17 protein-coding genes and 2 pseudogenes are annotated in these 19168 nt (G+C 59.8%); 8 read left to right on the top strand and 11 right to left on the bottom strand.

Features of this window, described 5'->3' with window-relative positions; genetic code table 11:
* Nucleotides 1-39: 39 nt before the first annotated feature.
* The 10 genes and pseudogenes from purB to BREU_RS06890 form a co-directional block, all read right to left on the bottom strand.
* Nucleotides 40-1476, bottom strand: a complete 1437-nt coding sequence (gene purB, locus BREU_RS06845; RefSeq protein WP_044088673.1) for an adenylosuccinate lyase — start codon at nt 1474-1476, stop codon at nt 40-42.
* Between the two features lie 5 nt (nt 1477-1481).
* On the bottom strand, nt 1482-3125 hold the full coding sequence (locus BREU_RS06850) for a PGAP1-like alpha/beta domain-containing protein (protein WP_152598566.1): 1644 nt from the start codon (nt 3123-3125) through the stop codon (nt 1482-1484).
* A 2-nt stretch (nt 3126-3127) separates the two neighbouring features.
* A complete protein-coding gene (locus BREU_RS06855) occupies nt 3128-3469 on the bottom strand; it encodes a hypothetical protein (RefSeq protein WP_052382066.1) in 342 nt (113 codons plus the stop codon).
* A gap of 290 nt (nt 3470-3759) precedes the next feature.
* Nucleotides 3760-4359, bottom strand: a complete 600-nt coding sequence (locus tag BREU_RS06860) for a DUF6466 family protein (protein ID WP_044088672.1) — start codon at nt 4357-4359, stop codon at nt 3760-3762.
* Nucleotides 4329-5365, bottom strand: a pseudogene (locus BREU_RS06865) (vWA domain-containing protein). Before BREU_RS06865 ends, BREU_RS06860 begins: the two are co-directional and overlap by 31 nt.
* Nucleotides 5362-6420: a vWA domain-containing protein gene (locus BREU_RS06870; protein WP_044088670.1), complete on the bottom strand. Its 1059-nt coding sequence runs from the start codon at nt 6418-6420 to the stop codon at nt 5362-5364. The pseudogene BREU_RS06865 and the gene BREU_RS06870 overlap by 4 nt, the downstream one beginning before the upstream one ends.
* Complete coding sequence (locus BREU_RS06875; RefSeq protein WP_414133022.1) at nt 6417-6959, bottom strand: hypothetical protein; 543 nt, start codon at nt 6957-6959, stop codon at nt 6417-6419. Before BREU_RS06875 ends, BREU_RS06870 begins: the two co-directional genes overlap by 4 nt.
* A complete protein-coding gene (locus tag BREU_RS06880) occupies nt 6959-7906 on the bottom strand; it encodes a DUF58 domain-containing protein (RefSeq protein WP_044088668.1) in 948 nt (315 codons plus the stop codon). Before BREU_RS06880 ends, BREU_RS06875 begins: the two co-directional genes overlap by 1 nt.
* Entirely contained in the window at nt 7903-8994 is a 1092-nt protein-coding gene (locus BREU_RS06885) for an AAA family ATPase (protein WP_044088667.1), read from the bottom strand. Before BREU_RS06885 ends, BREU_RS06880 begins: the two co-directional genes overlap by 4 nt.
* A 36-nt stretch (nt 8995-9030) precedes the next feature.
* Nucleotides 9031-9723, bottom strand: a complete 693-nt coding sequence (locus tag BREU_RS06890; RefSeq protein ID WP_044088666.1) for a uracil-DNA glycosylase — start codon at nt 9721-9723, stop codon at nt 9031-9033.
* A gap of 123 nt (nt 9724-9846) precedes the next feature.
* On the opposite strand from BREU_RS06890, the gene BREU_RS06895 reads away from it, so the two are divergent.
* The 3 genes from BREU_RS06895 (at nt 9847) to groL (ending at nt 12960) form a co-directional block, all read left to right on the top strand.
* A complete protein-coding gene (locus BREU_RS06895) occupies nt 9847-10542 on the top strand; it encodes a LytR C-terminal domain-containing protein (protein ID WP_044088665.1) in 696 nt (231 codons plus the stop codon).
* A 281-nt stretch (nt 10543-10823) separates the two neighbouring features.
* Nucleotides 10824-11063 (top strand): cold-shock protein, encoded by a 240-nt coding sequence (locus BREU_RS06900; protein WP_033890233.1) that lies wholly within the window; start codon nt 10824-10826, stop codon nt 11061-11063.
* A 268-nt stretch (nt 11064-11331) separates the two neighbouring features.
* The gene (groL, locus tag BREU_RS06905) at nt 11332-12960 is read left to right on the top strand and encodes a chaperonin GroEL (protein ID WP_044088664.1); all 1629 of its coding nucleotides are present in this window, start codon (nt 11332-11334) and stop codon (nt 12958-12960) included.
* 130 nt (nt 12961-13090) lie between these two features.
* On the opposite strand, the gene BREU_RS06910 is transcribed toward groL, so the two are convergent.
* On the bottom strand, nt 13091-13381 hold the full coding sequence (locus BREU_RS06910; RefSeq protein WP_044088663.1) for a WXG100 family type VII secretion target: 291 nt from the start codon (nt 13379-13381) through the stop codon (nt 13091-13093).
* A 218-nt stretch (nt 13382-13599) separates the two neighbouring features.
* Here BREU_RS06910 and BREU_RS06915 point away from each other — a divergent pair, with 218 nt between their 5' ends.
* From BREU_RS06915 to BREU_RS12705, 5 genes and pseudogenes are all read left to right on the top strand, one after another.
* Complete coding sequence (locus BREU_RS06915) at nt 13600-14274, top strand: TPM domain-containing protein (RefSeq protein WP_044088662.1); 675 nt, start codon at nt 13600-13602, stop codon at nt 14272-14274.
* Entirely contained in the window at nt 14267-14998 is a 732-nt protein-coding gene (locus BREU_RS06920; RefSeq protein ID WP_044088661.1) for a response regulator transcription factor, read from the top strand. Before BREU_RS06915 ends, BREU_RS06920 begins: the two co-directional genes overlap by 8 nt.
* An 86-nt stretch (nt 14999-15084) precedes the next feature.
* Nucleotides 15085-17058: a HAMP domain-containing sensor histidine kinase gene (locus tag BREU_RS06925; RefSeq protein ID WP_044088737.1), complete on the top strand. Its 1974-nt coding sequence runs from the start codon at nt 15085-15087 to the stop codon at nt 17056-17058.
* Between the two features lie 90 nt (nt 17059-17148).
* Entirely contained in the window at nt 17149-17538 is a 390-nt protein-coding gene (locus BREU_RS06930) for a cold shock domain-containing protein (protein WP_044088660.1), read from the top strand.
* A 7-nt stretch (nt 17539-17545) separates the two neighbouring features.
* Nucleotides 17546-18781, top strand: a pseudogene (locus BREU_RS12705) (DUF3027 domain-containing protein); the annotation flags it as partial.
* Nucleotides 18782-19168 lie beyond the last annotated feature (387 nt).

Genomic DNA, 19168 nt, shown 5'->3' on the forward strand with positions numbered 1-19168 from the left:
ACGCGCCTTGCTCCATCATGGTGATGCGTACGTCCTGCCTCAGCGGTCGAATGCCACGAGTTCCGAAGCCACGCCGGTATAGGTGGCCGGGGTCAGGGCCTTCAGACGGGCGGCGGTCTCGGGATCGAAGGACTGCTGATCGATGAACTGCTCGACCTGCTCCTTGTCGATGGTGTGGCCTCGCATCAGCTCCTTGACCTTCTCGTACGGCTTGTCCATGCCGGGCAGACCGCGCAGCTCGCAGGCGCGCATGGCGGTCTGGATGGGCTCGCCGAGCACCTCCCAGTTCTCGTCCAGCTCGCGCTCGATCACTGCATCATGCGGGTGGATGGACTTCAGACCGCCCATCAGGTTGTGCAGGGCGAGCAGCGAATAGCCGAGCGCCGAACCGATGTTGCGCTGGGTCGTCGAATCGGTCAGATCTCGCTGCCACCGCGACTCCACCAGCGTGGCGGAGAGGGTGTCGAGTAGCGAGCAGGACAGCTCGAAGTTCGCCTCGGCGTTCTCGAAGCGAATCGGGTTGACCTTGTGCGGCATCGTGGAGGAGCCGGTGGCGCCCTTGACCGGCACCTGAGCGAACACGCCACGGGAGATGTACATCCACACGTCCACGCACAGGTTGTGCATGATGCGGTTCGCGTGGGAGACGGTGGAATAGAGCTCGGCCTGCCAGTCATGGGATTCGATCTGCGTGGTCAGCGGGTTCCAGGTCAGACCCATGCGGTTGGTCACGAATTCACGGGAGACCGCAATCCAATCCACGTCCGGGCAGGCTGCAAGATGTGCGCCGAACGTGCCGGTCGCGCCGTTGATCTTGCCCAGATACTCCTGGCCCTTGATGTGCTTGAGCTGACGGTTCAGTCGGTAGACGTAGACGGCGAGCTCCTTGCCGAGTGTGGTCGGCGTGGCCGGTTGACCATGGGTCAGGGACAGCAGCGCCTTGTTCTTGTATTCTTCCGCCTTGCCGGCGAGGTGATCGATGATCTCCTCGAACGCCGGTTCCCAGACGTTGTTCATCGCGTTCTTCACGCAGCGGGCGATGGACAGGTTGTTGATGTCCTCCGAGGTGCAGGCAAAATGCACGAGGGTCTTGAGACGATCGTTGATGTTGGTCAACTCGGCCGGGGCCTTATCGATCTGATCGTCGATGTAGTATTCCACGGCCTTCACATCATGATGGGTCACGGCCTCGTGCGCGGCATGCTGCTTGATGCCCTCGGCACCGAAATCCTCGGGGATAGCGCGCAGGAACGCCTTCTCGGCTTCGGTGAACGGCTTGACGCCAACCACAATCGGCTGGTTGCCGTTGTCTTCGAAACCGTTGGCCAGCAGAATCATCCATTCGACCTCGACGCGCATGCGCTCGCGGTTCAGCGCCGGTTCGCTCAGGTATTCCACGAGCGGGGCGGTAGCCGCATGATAGCGGCCGTCAAGCGGGGTCAATGCAATTGCGGGGGAAATATCAGTAAGCTTCATGCGTTCTAGGGTACTTCCAGCCGTGAACCGGACGTGTCCGGAGCCGCCGTCGGGCTGGGGATACGCTGGCGCTCGAGGGAAGGCGTGGCATCGGATTTGGCCATGCGGCCTTGGAAGTAACGGGTCTCCTTGAGCTCGCCGGCTATGGTCTGTTGGAAATGCTGTTCGTGGCGTTGCAGGGCGGGGGAGCCCAGATCGGTGGCGTTGCTGTAGGCCGCCTGATGGTATTTGATCCAATGGCTGATCTCCCGCCCGTCGGTGCCGCCTCCCGCCACTGGGGCGGCGGCATAGGCGTTCCGTCCGTAAATCGGTGTGGTACCCGGTGCGCACGAACCGTCGTCGTTGATGGTGCCGGGTGTCGCCGCAGGAGCGGGCGAGACATGCCCCCGTACGGTCAGCCAATGATCGGAGTCCGGATTCGAGGCGCCGTCCAAGGCTGCCACCAGTTCATCGTCGATCTCTACGCTGGTCACCCAGGTCTTCTCGGGAATCGGGTGATTGGCGACTGGAGAACCGGCCGTCACCACGTGTTCGATGCTGTAGTCGTCCGCCCAGTCGGAGGCGATGGTCGCCGCCACGATGCCGCCTTGCGAGTGGCCGATAAGCGCCACCGGCTCATCCTTGCCGATGCCTGCCTGCTGCATCGCCTCGGTGACCATCCGGACACTGTCCGCCCGCATACGACGTTCTCTGTCGTCACTCATCAGCTCCACGTTCTGCTCCCATCCGAATGGGGAATCCGCCTTGCCGTCGGTGCCGGGGATGGTGACGAGCCAGGCATTGGTGCCGTCAGTCCGCTCATAGCGTTGAACGGCCACAGTGCCGTATTCGAGACCGCTGTCAAGATTGATTTTGCCTAGCCGTTCTTCGGCGAGACGACGCAGATTCTCCATCGCATCGCCCACGCTGCCGCTTGATCGCACCACTTCGGTGCGGGCATACACCTCCTTGACGTCAAGATGATTGCCTTGCAGGATGTCCTTCACCGGACCGGAGACATTGGCGATCTTCCCGGCGCCGGCATTCACCTCGTCGGTATGCTTCATGCCTTCGCCGATGGCGATACCTCCGACCATGGATCCGATGCCGCTCATCACCCCCTCTTGCAGCCCGTAGGTGGAAGTAGACATCCAGGAAGCGTTCGGTTTGCCTTCAATCACCCAGCCGGAAATCAGCCCGCCCAGGGCCACCGCCGCAGTACCGATCAGGGCATGGCCGGGTTTCCACTGGGTGCCAGCCTGTATCAATTCGGTGAAGGTACGACGGACTGCGAGCTCCGCTTCGGAATACAGCGAATGGGCGCGAATCAGCAGGCTTGCGGTGTCGGACAGTTCGATGCTGAGTCTTCGACAGGCTGCCGCATGTTCCGTGCATCGGGCTCCCAGCGTGGTGTATGACAAGGTGGTGTGACCGGGGGTTACCGCCGATGGGTCGCCCGCGGTTAGCGTGGCACACATGGGCGCACTGGTTCGATGCGATTGAAGCTGCAATGCGGCATCACCCCAGGAGGCGGACAAGGCGTCGTATCCTGATGCTTCATCGTCAAGCGCTTTGGCGATTGCCGTGTATTCCTCAAGGGTGGCGGGAGCATATCCGCGACCGCCGTGGACGGAGGCTTCGACCTGCCAATAATATGTGGATTCCGACATGGTCATCCCCTCGCCAATCGTTCGGTGGCGTCCATGTCGGATTCCAACGCGGCAGACGCCTGCCGGATCCGATCCAATCTTGCGCGGAACAGTTCCGCTGCATTGCCTGTCCATATGATGTTATTTGCCTTGGCGCTTGCCGTGGCGAAGCGTTCGTTGACGGCAAGCGTGGCGGAGCGTTGGATGCCGATGAGGTTTCGGCTGCGCTCCACCGCTGTATGGCATGGGCAGGTGCCATAGCTGAACGGTGTCACCGTATTGCCGGCGAATCCACCGATGGGGTCGATGGCCGCCGGATTGTGCTGCGCGTTCGTGAATGTTGGATTGGTGCTGAATGCGTTCATGAATCCAGCTAAAGGGACAATGGTGTGACGCGTCCAGCCGAACCGACCTATGTGGTTCCAGCTTACGGAAAATGGGTGGGTTTATCCACGACAAATGTGAATAAACCCTGTAGACCCCCGTAGACAAGAGCGTCATAATGATTCGAGCCCGTTTATCCACAACAAATGAGGATAAACGGGCCCTGATAATCTCTGCCTGATGCATCTGGCCGATGTGACTTGCCGATTATAGACAGCCCGATAGCTAGTCTTAACGATTCCGCGACGTCATCGACACTGCCGACCGGGCATCACCATGGTTTCGTGGTATTGCCCTTGTTCTGATTGGTATTCTGTTCGGTCTTGGTGTTGGTTTTGGTGTCGGTGGACTGCTGGTTCGCCTTCATCAGCTCCTCGACCTGCTTCTTCTGCTCCTCGGTCAATGCTCCGCCCCGCTTCGCATTCGAGGACGAGGATTCATCCGCCTGTTGCGGCTCAGCGGACTGAGACGTATCACCTTCAGTCTGTGCCTTGGCTTTCTTCAAGGTGATCGTCGTTAGCTGGGAGGAAATGGAAGCGTTCGCGTCGATGGCATCCCTGATCTGCGGCAACAGCACCCCGCGCATCTGACCGGCTTCCGCGAATTGCGCATCGGTCTGCTCCTGCTGCGCATGCAGCGTGCTCACGTCGGTCGACTCATCCTGAGCGGCTTTGATGTTGGCGTTCAGAGATGCGGTGGCCTGATTGAAGGTGATAGCGGCCGAAAGGTTCACTGCGGCGACTCCTGCCACGGCCGTCAGCAGCGCGATGACGACGATCAATGCGATACGCATACCCAACGGTGCGCGGGCGTGGCGCGTGCCTGCGTTATCTGATGCACTCATAGCAGCCTCCTTGAAACCGTGATCCATGCGCCGAGCTCCCAGGCCAGCAGAAGCACCATCGCGATGGCGAGCGGCCAGACCATCGCAACGGTCCGCGTGCGTTCCTTTGCCGTCGTCGTCACACGCCATTGGCTTGAAGCCTTGCCGGAGACCTGTCCATGCAGTGTGGACGTTGCATTCGTGGCAAGGTATGTGCCGCTGATTTCGTCAGCGATGTCCTTCAGGTTCTGCTCATCCAATTTCGAGATGCCGGGCTGACCGGTGTCCGGATCGGTGACCCACTGATCGGTGGTGGAGGAATCGCCGGCGCTCACCCCATCGGCTATCACGGGAATCCTGCCGCCTTCAGCGGAACCTACGCCGACCGTGAAACCATCGTCCACGTATTGTCTCAGTGCAGAGAAGCTGCGCCGTGCGGCGCTTGAGGTCTGTTCGCCGTCAGTGATGAGATAGAGCACGATGGCATCATCGGGGTGCGCGTCACGAATCGACTTGGCGGTGACCAACAGCTGGTTGATTGGGGCATCCAAATTGGACCCGGATGATACGGACGTGGATTCGACGGCCAAGGTATCGGCCCAATTGTCGATGGCGGGAGCGTCTGGAGTCAACGGCACATCCAGCGTTCCGGACGCGCCAAAGTGCAGCGCCGCGAAACTGGCGTCGCCATAACTGGCCGTGATATCGTGCACGGCTTTGCGCGCTGCGGCGATGCGCGATATCGTCTCATCGGAACCATAGTGGGCATCCTCCACCGCCATGGAGCCGGTGGTGTCCACCGCCACGATCACATCAGTGGCATTGATGGCGCGTGATGTGGTGGGAGCCACCACGCTTGGGGTCAATACCATGACTGCGGCAATCAGCAGCATCGCAGCGCGACGTATGCACGCCCATACGGTTTCGTCGGTGGCGTTGTTCGCGCGACGCCGGACGAACTGGATGATTTCAGCCACGGCCATCAGCGCCAGCACTACGGCCAGTGCTCCGCCGGCAATCCAGCCAGAGCGGGGGAGAAGGTGAATTCGCTCATCGCCTCAACCTCCATGCGCATGCCAGAACAATGATCACAGCCACCACCAAAGCCAGCGTCCACCAGCCGGGGGCATCGGTCATGGAAGCCTTCGCCTTGCTGTCGGATTCGGTGTCACGCCGTGATTGGATGTCCCTGACCAATTCCTCCACGGACCTGCCATTCGACTGCGTCAGGAACACGCCGCCATGGGATTCGATGGCTGTTTTCATGTCCGATGTTGTTTGCTCGCCCTCACTTGATTTCGGGCCGGAATACAGGCCATCCACCGTGATATTGGTTTGCCGGGTCAAGTCGAGCGCCTCGTCAAGAGAGTATGTCGGCTTGCCCGAGACCACATTATCGGTGGCGAGGACGATCGATGCTGCGCGCTGGCGTGAAGCATTCGTCTCGTTTGCCGAGCCGTACGCAAAGCCGGGCAGCATGGCGGCGCAGGAAACCACGCCATCGCCGATCAGCGACGTGGCGTCTTTCCTGTTCTGTGTGCCCTCCAGCCAATCCGCTATTTTCTGGTAATCCGCATCGGACATCTTGTCGATATCATCCTGGGTCTCCACGCCTTTGAGCGCCGTACTGGCGGCAGTCAGCTGCTTGGTGACCAGATCATAGTCGTCGGTGAGCGGGAACACCGTACGGGACGTGGAATTGAAGATGCTCAGCCCGATGCGTTCCCCCTCGAAATGCTTGACCAGCTCCAGGTAGGTGTCGATGACCTCACGGTCATACGGCAGTGTGGAACCGGATACATCAAGGCACAGTACGATGTCCCTGCTCGATGCACGCTCATCGCCGGCTCCCACTTGGGAGGGGCGCGCCACCAGCGCAACGGCCAATGCCAATGCGATGGCCATAGCCACCACGGCAACTCGATTCACCACACGCCACTGATGGAACAGGCGAGAGGCATGCTCGGTATTGAGGTCTTCATCCAAAGAGAACACGGCTTCATCATTGGTATCGCGGCGGCGGGCGAACACGACGAGGAGCATTACGACGGCCACAGCCACCAGAATGCCGGCCAATGCGGCCCAGGGCCAATGCCAGGCAAGCATCATGGACGCCACCTTTCCACCAGATTGGCCACCCAATCGGCGGCCTGCGGCACCGTGACCGATCGTGCATGGATATTGAACGCGGGATCGGCGAACTCCGGGGGATACAACGCCTCGATGGTCTGCCTCAGCGTGTCCAGGCCCTGTCTGTTCGCGGACGTGCGGTCGAGGAGCGTCAGATCGGTCAAGGTACTGGAATGCAACGACCTTCCGGAGGCGTCCGTCGCGAAATCTCGTGCCACCAAGGCCAGTTGCGTCAAGGCCTCCTCACGGCTCAACGCACCGCGCTCGTGCTGGTCGACTATCGCGTCGATGCGTGCATGCCATAGGGCTTTGGCGCTGGTATTGCGGTGCGCGCCGCGGGGCTGTTTCACCTTGGCGGGTTTGCGGGGAGAACGGGACAGTATCACCACGGCGACGATCAATCCGAGTGCCAGCAGAAGGCAGACGGCAATCACCGCGACGAGCGGGCCGGTCAGGGACAGCTCGTCCTGAGGATGAAGATCTGCGGGCTCAACGGCCAGAGTCAATGCGGACGGCATCATCGACGATCACCTGCCAGCTGCAGTTCCGGCGACGAGCCAAGCTGATTGCGCGTGGTACGTGCCAGGGCAACGGATACCAGATGCACGAAGCGGTCGAACATCTCCTCGCTGGAATCGGCGCGAATCAGGAACGATCCGGTACGATTGAGCTCCTGTTCCAGTGATGCTGCCATATAGTGACGATGCGTCTCGACCTCACGTGCACTGACTGCTGATCGCATGAACGCCGGTACCCGTCGGCCGGTCACACCGTCCAATGGCGCGGCATGATGTCTGGACAGCGGCGTGAACGGGTTCAGCGTCGCCACATCGATCAACACCAGCGGGTGCGTCCGGGCGATGCGGCGCAGTCCAGCAATCTGCCCCTCTGACAGAGCATGCTCGTCGGTGGCCAATACGATCAGTGCGTTGCGGTCCTTGATGCGTCTCGCGTATTCCAGCAAGGCGTCGATATTGCGTCTGTGCGTCCACTGACGTTCCAATGCCTTGTCCAAGGTGCGCTCGAACTGGGCGAAGCCGCCATTGAAGGGAATGCGGGTGATGCTCGCCTCATCGGAGAAGACGATGGACACATCGTCCGAGCGGCGCAAAGACAACGCGGCGAACATGCGCAACGCATTTGCAGCCACCTCATACGCTCTCTCGCCGGAAGAACAAACGCCGGTCATCTCACGGCCTACATCCATGAGCAGCCAGACGCGTGAAGTCGCCAGACGCTCACGCTGCACCACCATGGGCTGTCCCTGTCTGGCGCTGGTCTTCCAATCGATCAGCCGGGACTCGTCACCAGGCGCGTAGGCACGCACATCCATGATATCGCCGGCGCCACCATGGCGTCCGGACGCGTGCTCGCCCTCCAGTACGCCCAACGTCTTGCGCACGGTGGGCAAGGCGATTTGGGTGCCGAGGGCCTCGATCTTTCTGCGAATCGTTTGCGAACTCACGGAACAGGAACCGTTTCGACGATCTTATCCACGATCTGGTCGCTGGTCACACCGTCGGCCAACGCCTCAAACGTGAGCACGATACGATGGCGCAGCACCTCATGGACGAATGCCTTGATATCCTCCGGCACCACATAGTCACGGCCGGAGAGCAGCGCCTTCGCCTGTCCGATACGAGTCAGGGCGATGGTGGCGCGCGGCGAAGCGCCCAGACGGACCAACGTCGACAATCCCTTGATGGGGTGCGATCCCGCGCCGCGGGATGTGGCGGTAATATCGACCGCATACTTCATGATGGCGTCGGCCACGTGCACACGACGTGCAGCCCTACGCAGGAACTCCACGTCGGATACGGTGATGCGCTCTCCCGTGATGGTGTCGGGGCCGATCATGTCCGATCCTCTGCGGGTGAGCATGGCAAGCATGCGGGTCTCCTCGTCGGCGGACGGATAGGTCATCACCGCTTTCATCATGAAACGGTCCATCTGGGCTTCGGGAAGATTGAATGTGCCCTCCTCCTCGATGGGGTTCTCGGTCGCGATGACCATGAAGGGCTTGGGCAGTTCGATTCGCTGCCCGCCGATGGTGGTGGCACCCTCAGCCATCGCCTCGAGCATGGCCGACTGGGTTTTTGCGTTGGACCGGTTGATCTCATCGAGCAAGACGAAATTCGCGTGGATAGGTCCGATCTGCGTAGTGAATTTCTGCGAGGCGAAATCGAACACCTGAGTGCCGGTCAGATCCGAAGGCATGAGATCAGGGGTGCACTGCACACGTTTGAACGAACCGGATACACAAGTGGCCAGCGTCTGCGCCGCCGTGGTCTTGGCCAGACCGGGAACGGACTCAATCAGGATATGCCCGCCGGCGACCAGCGTCACGATCAACGACTCGCGCAGATTGTCCTGACCCACCAAGGTCTGGGCGAAACGTGCGCGGATGGTATCGGCCAGCAGCCGTGCGCGTTTGGCATCATCAAGGCCCAGGGGCGCTGCGGCACCGGGGATCGGAGCGGTCTGAGGTGCGGCGGCTGGGGGTTGGATCATCGGCTGCGGCGGGAGTTGCGGTTGCGTGGGGAACAAAGTCATGCCCACCACTGTAACTACCAACACTGACTGTTTGCTTTACGCCAACGTCCATGTAACCGGGGTGGCGCCTTGGGCGATTAGGGCTTGATTGGTGCGGGAGAAGGGTCTGGAGCCGAAGAACCCGCGTGATGCGGATAATGGGCTGGGATGGGGCGACTTGATGATGGTGGCGTTAGTGAGCAGCGGTTCAAGGCTTTGCGCATTGCGCCCCCAGAGAATGGCCACCAGCGGTTTTGGTTTGCCGTTGGCATCCACGCGGGCGTTCAGGGCGCGGATAGCGGCTTCGGTGACCTGTTCCCATCCTTTGCCTTGATGGGAATTCGGTCTGCCCACACCCACGGTCAGACATCTGTTCAACAGCATGACCCCCTGTGTGGTCCAAGGCGTCAGGTCGCCATTGGACGGCATAGGAACTCCCAAGTCGTCCACCAGTTCCTTATATATGTTAATAAGACTCTTGGGAAGCGGGCGAACATCAGGCGCCACGCAAAAACTCAATCCGACGGGATGGCCGGGTGTGGGATAGGGGTCCTGCCCGACGATGAGCACCTTGATGGTGTCGAAGGGGATGGTGAACGCGCGCAGGATATTGTGGCTTGCGGGCAGCCAAGGGCGCCCTGCCGCGTTTTCCGCTCTCAGAAAATCACCCATGTGATGGATGACGGGCTCCACATCGGCCAAGGCATGCGCCCAGCCCGGTTCTACCAGTTCGCTCAGCGGTTTGATCATGGTTCCATACTCTAGCCAAACGTGCATATACAGTGCATGTCCGTGGCATGGCATGCGACGCGCTAGCCCATTTCGTGCCGGACGGTTACACTCGGGTGTAGTTTGCATGAAGGAGGCCGGCGTATGGCGCGCGACAAAGTGACCTACGAATCATATGAACAGGATGTCTTCGACAATCCGCCCCAGGGTCCCGTCGGGGCTCATCGCGGTTCCCGTCCGGTCATGGTCCGTATCGCTCCGTTCATCATCGTGATCGTGGTGGCTGCGCTGTGCGGCTTCGGTGCGTGGGCGTACGGCAGCGGCGAGTATCAGAACCTGCTGAATCTGAAGACACCCCAATCCACGACGGCGTCCAGTGACACGACGCAATCCACGACGAAGTCCGATTCGTCGGCATCCGACTCTTCGGATTCCTCGAGTTCCTCGGATTCCTCTACCAGTGATTCGTCGGCAAGCGATGATTCGAGTTCCTCAGCCGATTCGTCCAGCAGCGATTCGTCCAGCAGCGACCAGAATGCGCAGCAGCAAACGCAACAAGCCCAGACCGCTACTGTGAACAAGGCCACACAGGTGCGTGTGGTGAACGGTACCGGAGTCTCCGGATACGCCGGACAGAAGGCGGACGTGTTGCAGACCGCAGGATATACCAGTGTGGAGGCGGCCAATCCTACCGGTTCATTGCCTACCGGCACGGTGGTGTGGTACCAGAATGAAACCGACAAGGCCACCGCTCAGGACGTGGCCAATACGCTGGGGATTACCGCGGTGGAGCAGGTTCAGGGACTGTCCGCTCCGATTACCGTTGTGCTGCTGAACTAGCATTTGCGCCAAGGATCAAGGAGAATATCGCGACGATCATAGGCAGCGGCGATGTGACTGGATTTCAGGTGTAATCGCGTTGGGTTTGTGGAAAACCGGACGAGCTATTCAGCCCATGTAGTGAGACGATTTTTTCTTGTTCTTCGGCTTCTGATTGGCATTGTTCCCTCGTCACTGTACAATCATGCTCTAGTCGCGAGGTAGGGGGAGCGCGATGCGGTTCTTTCTACGTTCCCTAAAGGTATGTTCGCGACGCCTAGGGAACAAAGGAAAGATCAGATATGGCACAAGGTACCGTAAAGTTCTTCCTTGCCAAGAAGGGGTTCGGGTTCATACAGCCGGACGGCGGAGGCGAGGACGTTTTCGTGCATTACGCGGAAATCAAGGACGACGGCAGCAACAATAAGTTCAAGATGCTGTATGAGGGCGATCGGGTGGAGTATACGCCCGTCTCGTCTGGTAAAGGTACTCAGGCTAAGGATGTCGTCAAGTTGTCTTCTGGCGAAGAACGTCCCGAGTGAGTGGTTTGCCCGCAACGACGCAGATAAGGTCCCGGTTGGTGATGTCTCATCGACCGGGACCTTTTGCGTGGTCTCCCAGCGGGCAGGTTCGTTTTCATGCCGATAGCGCAATCTCCAAACACGATGTTGGCACTCTCGGGCGGAGAGTGCTAATGTCACAGTTAGCACTCGGAGGGCGAGAGTGATAACCGGCAGCTGACGGTCGGTTCGCCCATCGGCTCTCGCGGGTGATAACGGTATACATAGCCATTTGGAGGAACACACAACCATGGCAAAGATCATTTCTTATGATGAGGAAGCCCGTCAGGGCATGCTGGAGGGCCTCGACAAGCTCGCCAACACCGTCAAGGTCACGCTGGGCCCGAAGGGCCGCAACGTCGTGCTCGACAAGACCTATGGCGCTCCGACCATCACCAACGATGGCGTGTCCATCGCCAAGGAGATCGATCTCGAGGATCCGTACGAGCGCATCGGCGCCGAGCTGGTCAAGGAAGTCGCCAAGAAGACCGACGATGTCGCCGGCGATGGCACCACCACCGCAACCGTGCTCGCCCAGTCCTTGGTTCACGAGGGCCTGAAGAACGTGGTCGCAGGCTCCAACCCGATCGCCCTGCGTCGTGGTATCGAGAAGGCCACCGAAGTCATCGTCAAGGAGCTCGTCGCCGCTGCTAAGGACGTCGAGACCAAGGATCAGATTGCTGCCACCGCCACCATCTCCGCCGCCGATCCCGAAGTCGGCGAGAAGATCGCTGAGGCTCTGGACAAGGTCGGCCAGGACGGCGTGGTGACCGTCGAGGACAACAACCGCTTCGGTCTGGACCTCGACTTCACCGAGGGCATGCGCTTCGACAAGGGCTACATCGCTCCGTACTTCGTGACCAATGCCGACGATCAGACCGCTGTGCTTGAGGATCCGTACATCCTGCTCACCTCCGGCAAGGTCTCCTCTCAGCAGGACATCGTGCACGTCGCCGAGCTGGTCATGAAGACCGGCAAGCCGCTGCTGATCATCGCCGAAGATGTTGATGGCGAGGCTCTGCCTACCCTGATCCTGAACAACATCCGTGGCACCTTCAAGTCCTGCGCAGTCAAGGCTCCGGGCTTTGGCGACCGCCGTAAGGCCATGCTGCAGGATATGGCCATCCTGACCGGCGCTCAGGTCGTGTCCGATGAGCTGGGCCTCAAGCTCGACTCCATCGACGTCTCCGTGCTCGGCCACGCCAAGAAGGTCATCGTCTCCAAGGATGAGACCACCATCGTTCAGGGTGCCGGCTCCAAGGAAGACATCGACGCTCGCGTGGCTCAGATCCGTGCCGAGATCGAGAACACCGATTCCGACTACGATCGCGAGAAGCTGCAGGAGCGTCTCGCCAAGCTGGCCGGCGGCGTGGCCGTCATCAAGGTCGGTGCTGCCACCGAAGTCGAGGCTAAGGAACGCAAGCACCGCATTGAGGACGCCGTGCGCAACGCCAAGGCCGCTATCGAGGAAGGTCTGCTGCCTGGCGGTGGCGTGGCTCTCGTTCAGGCTGCTGCCAAGGCCGAGAAGGACGAGGCTGTCACCTCCCTGACCGGCGAAGAGGCTACCGGTGCCGCCATCGTGTTCCGTGCCATCGAAGCTCCGATCAAGCAGATCGCCGAGAACTCCGGTGTGTCCGGTGACGTGGTGATTGACAAGGTCCGTTCTCTGCCGGAGGGCGAGGGCTTCAACGCTGCCACCGACACGTATGAAGACCTGTTGGCCGCCGGTGTGACCGACCCGGTGAAGGTGACTCGCTCCGCTCTGCAGAACGCCGCCTCCATCGCCGGCCTGTTCCTGACCACCGAGGCTGTCGTCGCCAACAAGCCGGAGCCGAAGGCTGCCGCCCCGGCTGGTGCCGGCGCTGACATGGGCTACTGATCGGTATCCGATCGCTAGCTGATTGACAGCTCGAACTGACTGAGTGTCGGGGAGGTTCCTTCGGGAGCTTCCCCGACACTCATTTTGTATCAGTTCATTGGGTTAACCAGGAATGCAAACGGCGCATCGGTCATTGCGCGAACAGCCGCGAAGCCGCGGCTTCGGCGTCCGCATATACCGTGGACGCTGAAGCCAGTGCACGCTGTATTGATTCCAGTGAGGCCTCCATCTGCTGTTGTGCCGCTCGCCACCCTGCTACCGCTGAGGTGAATTGTGTGGCCGCCGATCCGCGCCAGGCCTCTTGCAGCGCGGCGAGATTGGTATACATGCCGCCGACGGCCTGCCTGATTTGTGCCACCGACCCTGCCACAGCGGCCGACGATGATTGGATTCGCTCGGAATCTACTTGATATTGGGGCATCGTTGCTCCTTTCTGTCAATGATGGGCTCTGTAACTGGCGTTCGTTATTGCGAATACCGAACGCTATGGTGGAGCTTATGGCAAATTCGAATTGGGCGGACGTTTTTATGACCAATGTGGTTCCAGCTTCGGCATCATGCAGTACGACTCAACGACGCAAGGCGGGGAATTGGCTTGTCCGTGCGGTTTTCGCGCTTGTTGCACTGGTGCTTGCCTGCATGTCGCTGACCGTCAATGCGTATGGGGATAACTCGGATCCAAGCACGAATGATTCGAACAGTTCGAACAGTGGCGTCACCATCACCGATAACATCACCGATACGGAGAACCTGCTCGGATCCCATGCCGCCGAAGTCACCGATGCCATTGCGCAGACCGAACAGGAAACCGGCGTGCATGTCCACTTGCTGTACCTGTCCAGCTTCAATAGCGAACAGACGCCGCAACAATGGGCCTCCAATGTATTGGAATCCACCAATCCCCAGCCCAACACCGTGCTGCTGGCGGTGGCCTCCAATGATGGCAATCTGGTCGTGGCGGTCTCTTCCAATTCCGATGAGTGGCTGAGAAACCAGGACACGGTCGACAAATTGTCTGATGCCGCGCAGGCGCCTTTGATGAAGAGCACGCCTGATTGGCCTGGGGCGGCCACTGCCATGATGGACCAGATTGTGCAGTCCAAGAAGACCACCACATCACGCTCCACTGTGATGCTTGGCGTCGCGATCATGGTCGGTGTGCTGGTGGTGCTGGCCGTTGTCGCCGTTGTGATGGTGAAGCGTCGTCGGCGCAAGAGTGCTCATAAGAGCACCGAGAAGAAGCCCAGGAAAAAACTTCAAGCGAGTATTCAGGAAACACCCAGACGAGCGCGCCACTCTAGAAAACATGAGTAAGCCTATTGAAGCATCGATTGTTGTCGTAGACGACGAACCGTCCATTCGTGAACTCCTGGTCGCCTCGTTGCATTTCGCCGGATTCGAGGTCAACACCGCAGCTTCCGGTTCCGAAGCCATCGAAGTGATTGAGAAGGTGCAGCCGGATCTGATTGTGCTTGATGTCATGCTGCCTGACATTGATGGGTTCACGGTAACCCGCCGCATCAGGCAGGAAGGCATCGATGCGCCGGTATTGTTCCTGACCGCGCGCGACGACACCCAGGACAAGATCATGGGATTGACCGTAGGCGGCGACGATTACGTCACCAAGCCCTTCAGCCTTGAGGAAGTGGTGGCGCGCATCCGGGCCATCCTGCGCCGTACCCGGGAGCAGGTGGAAGACGATCCGATCATCCGCGTCGCCGATCTGGAAATCAACGAAGACTCCCATGATGTGACCCGTGCGGGTCAGCCCATCGATCTGAGCCCCACCGAATACAAGCTGTTGCGCTACCTGATGGATAACGAAGGCCGTGTGCTGTCCAAGGCCCAGATCCTGGACCATGTCTGGCAATACGACTGGGGAGGGGATGCCGCCATTGTGGAATCGTACATCTCCTATCTGCGCAAGAAAGTCGATGGCATCGAAGTCACCGATGACAATGGCGAAAAGCACAAGGTGACCCCGCTGATCGAAACCAAGCGTGGCATCGGTTACATGATTCGCGAGCCGAAGCATTAAGACGGCAGGTGTGCATGACCAGCCCTGAGAAGTCCCCGCAGCCAGTTTCTCCGGCATCGCCCGCAGTCTCCGGCACCAAGAGCTCCATGGCAAACACCTCGACAGACAGCAGTCCACGTGTGAATGTGCCGGGACTGCAATATCTCAAGGAGCATCACGAGCGTAAGCGCAATGTTTTCCTGCGCCATCTTGACCGTGTCTCGCTGAGCGGCAAACTTGTGGCCTGCACCATCGTGGTGCTGCTTGTGGGCGTCACAGTGATTTCCTTCTCGATTCGCACTCTGGTGGGCAACTACATGATGGAGAAGGTCGATACGCAGCTTCGTGTGCAAAGCCAGCTGGTGTTCAACAACATCGATCTTCTGGCCAAAGACGACAATTCGAATGGGCTGACCAGCCCCAATTCCTATTTCCTTCAGCTGCAATACACGGACGGCACCAAGGATGCGGACGGCGATCCCCTGACGGTGACGCCGCTGTTGCCACAGCTGAAGGATGGTCTGGTCTCCATACCGGTGCTTCCTTCGGACGGTGATACCTCGGGTATCACGCTCGGGCAGGTGTTCACCGCCCCCGCAGTCGCCAAGCAGATCGTTCAGGTGCAGAGTGACACCGCACAGTCTCCCGCACAGGGCGATGCCTCCGGAGGCGGCGGCACGGATGGCAGCGACTCCTCCCAATCCACCAGCCGCGTCACTACGGTGTTGACTGATCCACGCAACAATGTCAGCCATGCCACGCTTGCTTCGGCGAATTCCCCATGGCGCGTATTGCCGATGCAATGGACCGAACGAGACTCCAAAGGAGTCGAGAAGATACGCGGAGTGATGTATATCGGTCTTTCGCTTTCCGACCAGATCGATACGCTCAATACGCTGACTCGCTACTGCGTGGTCGTGGGCATCGCGGTACTGCTGTTGGGCGGCTCATTATCCACGCTGATCATTCAGCAGACAATGACTCCGCTCAAGCGTATGGAGAAAACAGCGGCGAAGATCGCCGCAGGCGATTTGAGCCAGCGTATCCCATCCGCTCCGGAGAACACCGAAGTGGGGTCGCTCGCCGCCTCGCTCAACACGATGCTCACCCGAATAGAGGTCAGCTTCCATGAGCAGGAAGAGACCACCGAGAAGATGAAGCGGTTCGTCTCCGACGCCAGCCATGAGCTGCGCACTCCGCTCGCAGCGATCCACGGATACGCGGAACTGTACAAAATGCAGCGTGACATGCCCGGTGCATTGGAGCGCGCCGACGAATCGATCGAACATATTGAACGTTCCAGCCAGCGTATGACCGTGCTGGTGGAGGATTTGCTGTCCTTGGCTCGGCTGGACGAAGGCCGTGGCATTGATGTGACGGGCAGCGTGAACCTGGCCTCTCTGGTCACGGATGCCGTGGATGACCTGCATGCGCTTGACCCGAACCGCACGATCATGCGCAATCGTCTGGCGCTGGCTCCAGGTCGGGACATGAGCCATCCGGCATCGTTGCAGTTGGCGGATGGCGGCTGGGAAGCCGTAACCTTGTCCGGTGACGCGTCGCGCCTGCGCCAAGTGGTCACCAATATCGTGGGCAACATCCACCGGTATACCCCTGCCGATTCTCCGGCGGAAGTGGCGATTGGCACCATGCCCGCCGCCATCGACCCCCGGCAGCTGTCCCAGATGCCTACCACAGAGGCGTCGATGCGGCGCTTCATCGATGCCGCCGAAGTCGGCGCTTCGATGCAGACCGGATACCGGTATGCCGTGTTGCAGTTCGTGGACCATGGCCCCGGCGTTCCGCCTGAATCTCGGTCGAAGATTTTCGAGCGTTTCTACACCGCCGATCCTTCGCGGGCACGGCAGAAGGGCGGCACCGGATTAGGCATGGCCATCGCACAGTCCGTAGTCAAAGCGCATCATGGCTTCATCTGTGCCACCGGTACGGAGGGAGGCGGCCTCACTTTTACCGTCATCCTGCCCATCGAACGGATGGCTTCCGCGCCGGCCGGACATCAGACGCAGACCAAGCCCGCCAAAACGAAGACCTCGTGGTTCTCAGGTGAGCGTAAAGCGTAAGACGACTCAGCCCGGTGGCACAGGTCAAGGCCTGTGAGGTACACTATACCTTCGGTTCATTACTCCCTAAGCACTAAGGAAGGTTTCGCAATGCCCACCGGTCGAGTTCGTTGGTTTGACGCAGCCAAGGGTTATGGCTTCATCACCAGTGAGGAAGGCAAGGACGTGTTCCTGCCGGCTCAGGCCCTGCCCTCTGGCGCCACTACGCTGCGCAAGGGTGCCAAGGTGGAGTATTCCGTGGTGGACGGACGTCGTGGCCCGCAGGCCATGGATGTACGCCTGATCGCATCGGCACCGAGCCTGGTGAAGGCCACCCGTCCCAAGCCGGATGACATGGCTGCCATTTGCGAGGACCTCATCAAGATGCTTGACTCCGCAGGCAACACACTGCGTCGACACCGCTACCCGTCTTCCGCCGAAAGCAAGAAGCTTGCTTCGTTGCTGCGTGCTGTGGCGGATCAATTTGATGTACAGGATTGATTGATCCATGACCGATACTGATGAGACCACGGTGACGCCCGATCCTCGCGCCATAGCGCAGGCCGTGCTGTTCGAGGTTGCGGACGAACCTGAACAGGTAGGCGAGTTCGTCACCGCCAACGAGATGGAGGACTACGTCACCGATTTCCGTTTTGCTGCCCATATCCGCGGTTACGAGGGATGGCAGTGGTCGGTGACGTTGTATCACGACCCGGAACTCGGCTCGTGGACGGTCAACGAATCCTCACTGATTCCTACTGAGGACGCGCTGCTGCCGCCGAAGTGGATTCCGTGGAAGGACCGTCTGGAGCCCACCGATCTTTCACCGACCGACTCCATTGGCACAGATCCCGACGATGAACGCATCGAAACCGGTGAAATCGAGGAATCCTCACTCGAGGATGTCAATGATGCCGCTGAGACCTTTCGGCTCACGCGGCGTCATGTGCTGAGCCCGCTGGGGCGTGCACAGGCGGCCAAGCGTTGGTATGACGGACCTCGAGGTCCCAAGGCATTGAGCACCAAGACCGCGGACGGCAATTTATGCTCGGATTGCGGGTTCTTTGTGCCGCTGACGGGCGAGCTGAACCGCATGTTCGGCGTCTGCGCCAACAAGTGGAGCCCGGATGACGGTCGTGTGGTCTCGCTCGATCATGGCTGTGGCGAGCATTCCGAAATCGAACCCCCTGAGCCGAGTCGCATCTGGGTGCAGTCCAAGCCAGCTCTCGATGACCTGCATATCGATATCGTGGCGCATGCCAAGACGCGCAGGCAGTCGCCTATCTTGGATGATGATGAGGCTGAGGCTGGATTTGAGGCTGAGGCTGGCGGGCCTGAAGCTGTCAAGGTTGCCGAGGTTTCCGAAGCGACGGACGAGACGACGACCGTATCTGAGGTGGGAGAGGCCTCCGATACCACTGCGGATGCTATTGATGCCGTTGATGCCGGACACGCCGGCACGCAGCCGACTGACGTGTCTGGCGCGCCAGAAGGGACGGCATTGTCGGAAGGCGGCCTGGACGGCAGTGATTCGAGCCATGTTGAGGACGTCGTTGCCGACTCGACCGATATCACCGAGAACGATGCGACAATCTCGGTGACGGATGCCTCCGATGCGGTGGCTGGATACCGTGATGCGGATCCCGGCTCGCTGTCCGACGAGACGTCGGCTGAATCGGATTCCGATGACGGGGAAGACGGCACCATTCGTGATGACGACGACGAGTCCGAACCGGACGATGACGCTCTTGATCATGAGGATTCCGCTGGCGTCGATATCGACGATGACGATATCGATAACGAGGATGACGATGATGATGAGGATGACGAAGCCACCGAAGAGGACATTCTTGCCAACACCACCGTGGATGACGGTGATGATGACGGCGACATGGATGATGATTTGGTCGACGATGATTCCGGCGTATCGGAAGATGTGTCGCCGGAATTGGAAACCGTCATCGATCTGATCGAGCAGCTTCGTCAGAGCAGGACCGAGGAAGTCGTCGACACCGATGATACGGACATCGACTCCCCGGATGATGCTGATGACGCTTCGCACAACGAGCAATAGACGCAGAATACTACGTGGGGAATGCCTGGCTTCATTGTAGGGAGAGTTCCGCCAGAA

It is taken from the genome of Bifidobacterium reuteri DSM 23975 (assembly GCF_000741695.1).
Lineage (GTDB): Bacteria > Actinomycetota > Actinomycetes > Actinomycetales > Bifidobacteriaceae > Bifidobacterium > Bifidobacterium reuteri.

Excerpts from the sequence above, each read along its gene's own strand:
- BREU_RS06915 (WP_044088662.1), top strand. The coding sequence starts at position 13,600 with ATGTCGCTGACCGTCAATGCGTATGGGGATAACTCGGATCCAAGCACG.
- BREU_RS06900 (WP_033890233.1), top strand. The coding sequence starts at position 10,824 with ATGGCACAAGGTACCGTAAAGTTCTTCCTTGCCAAGAAGGGGTTCGGG.
- BREU_RS06860 (WP_044088672.1), bottom strand. The coding sequence starts at position 4,359 with ATGGATCACGGTTTCAAGGAGGCTGCTATGAGTGCATCAGATAACGCA.
- BREU_RS06855 (WP_052382066.1), bottom strand. The coding sequence starts at position 3,469 with ATGAACGCATTCAGCACCAATCCAACATTCACGAACGCGCAGCACAAT.
- BREU_RS06925 (WP_044088737.1), top strand. The coding sequence starts at position 15,085 with ATGGCAAACACCTCGACAGACAGCAGTCCACGTGTGAATGTGCCGGGA.
- BREU_RS06850 (WP_152598566.1), bottom strand. The coding sequence starts at position 3,125 with ATGTCGGAATCCACATATTATTGGCAGGTCGAAGCCTCCGTCCACGGC.
- BREU_RS06930 (WP_044088660.1), top strand. The coding sequence starts at position 17,149 with ATGCCCACCGGTCGAGTTCGTTGGTTTGACGCAGCCAAGGGTTATGGC.
- BREU_RS06890 (WP_044088666.1), bottom strand. The coding sequence starts at position 9,723 with ATGATCAAACCGCTGAGCGAACTGGTAGAACCGGGCTGGGCGCATGCC.
- BREU_RS06885 (WP_044088667.1), bottom strand. The coding sequence starts at position 8,994 with ATGACTTTGTTCCCCACGCAACCGCAACTCCCGCCGCAGCCGATGATC.
- BREU_RS06875 (WP_414133022.1), bottom strand. The coding sequence starts at position 6,959 with ATGCCGTCCGCATTGACTCTGGCCGTTGAGCCCGCAGATCTTCATCCT.
- BREU_RS06870 (WP_044088670.1), bottom strand. The coding sequence starts at position 6,420 with ATGATGCTTGCCTGGCATTGGCCCTGGGCCGCATTGGCCGGCATTCTG.
- BREU_RS06895 (WP_044088665.1), top strand. The coding sequence starts at position 9,847 with ATGGCGCGCGACAAAGTGACCTACGAATCATATGAACAGGATGTCTTC.
- BREU_RS06920 (WP_044088661.1), top strand. The coding sequence starts at position 14,267 with ATGAGTAAGCCTATTGAAGCATCGATTGTTGTCGTAGACGACGAACCG.
- purB (WP_044088673.1), bottom strand. The coding sequence starts at position 1,476 with ATGAAGCTTACTGATATTTCCCCCGCAATTGCATTGACCCCGCTTGAC.
- BREU_RS06910 (WP_044088663.1), bottom strand. The coding sequence starts at position 13,381 with ATGCCCCAATATCAAGTAGATTCCGAGCGAATCCAATCATCGTCGGCC.
- groL (WP_044088664.1), top strand. The coding sequence starts at position 11,332 with ATGGCAAAGATCATTTCTTATGATGAGGAAGCCCGTCAGGGCATGCTG.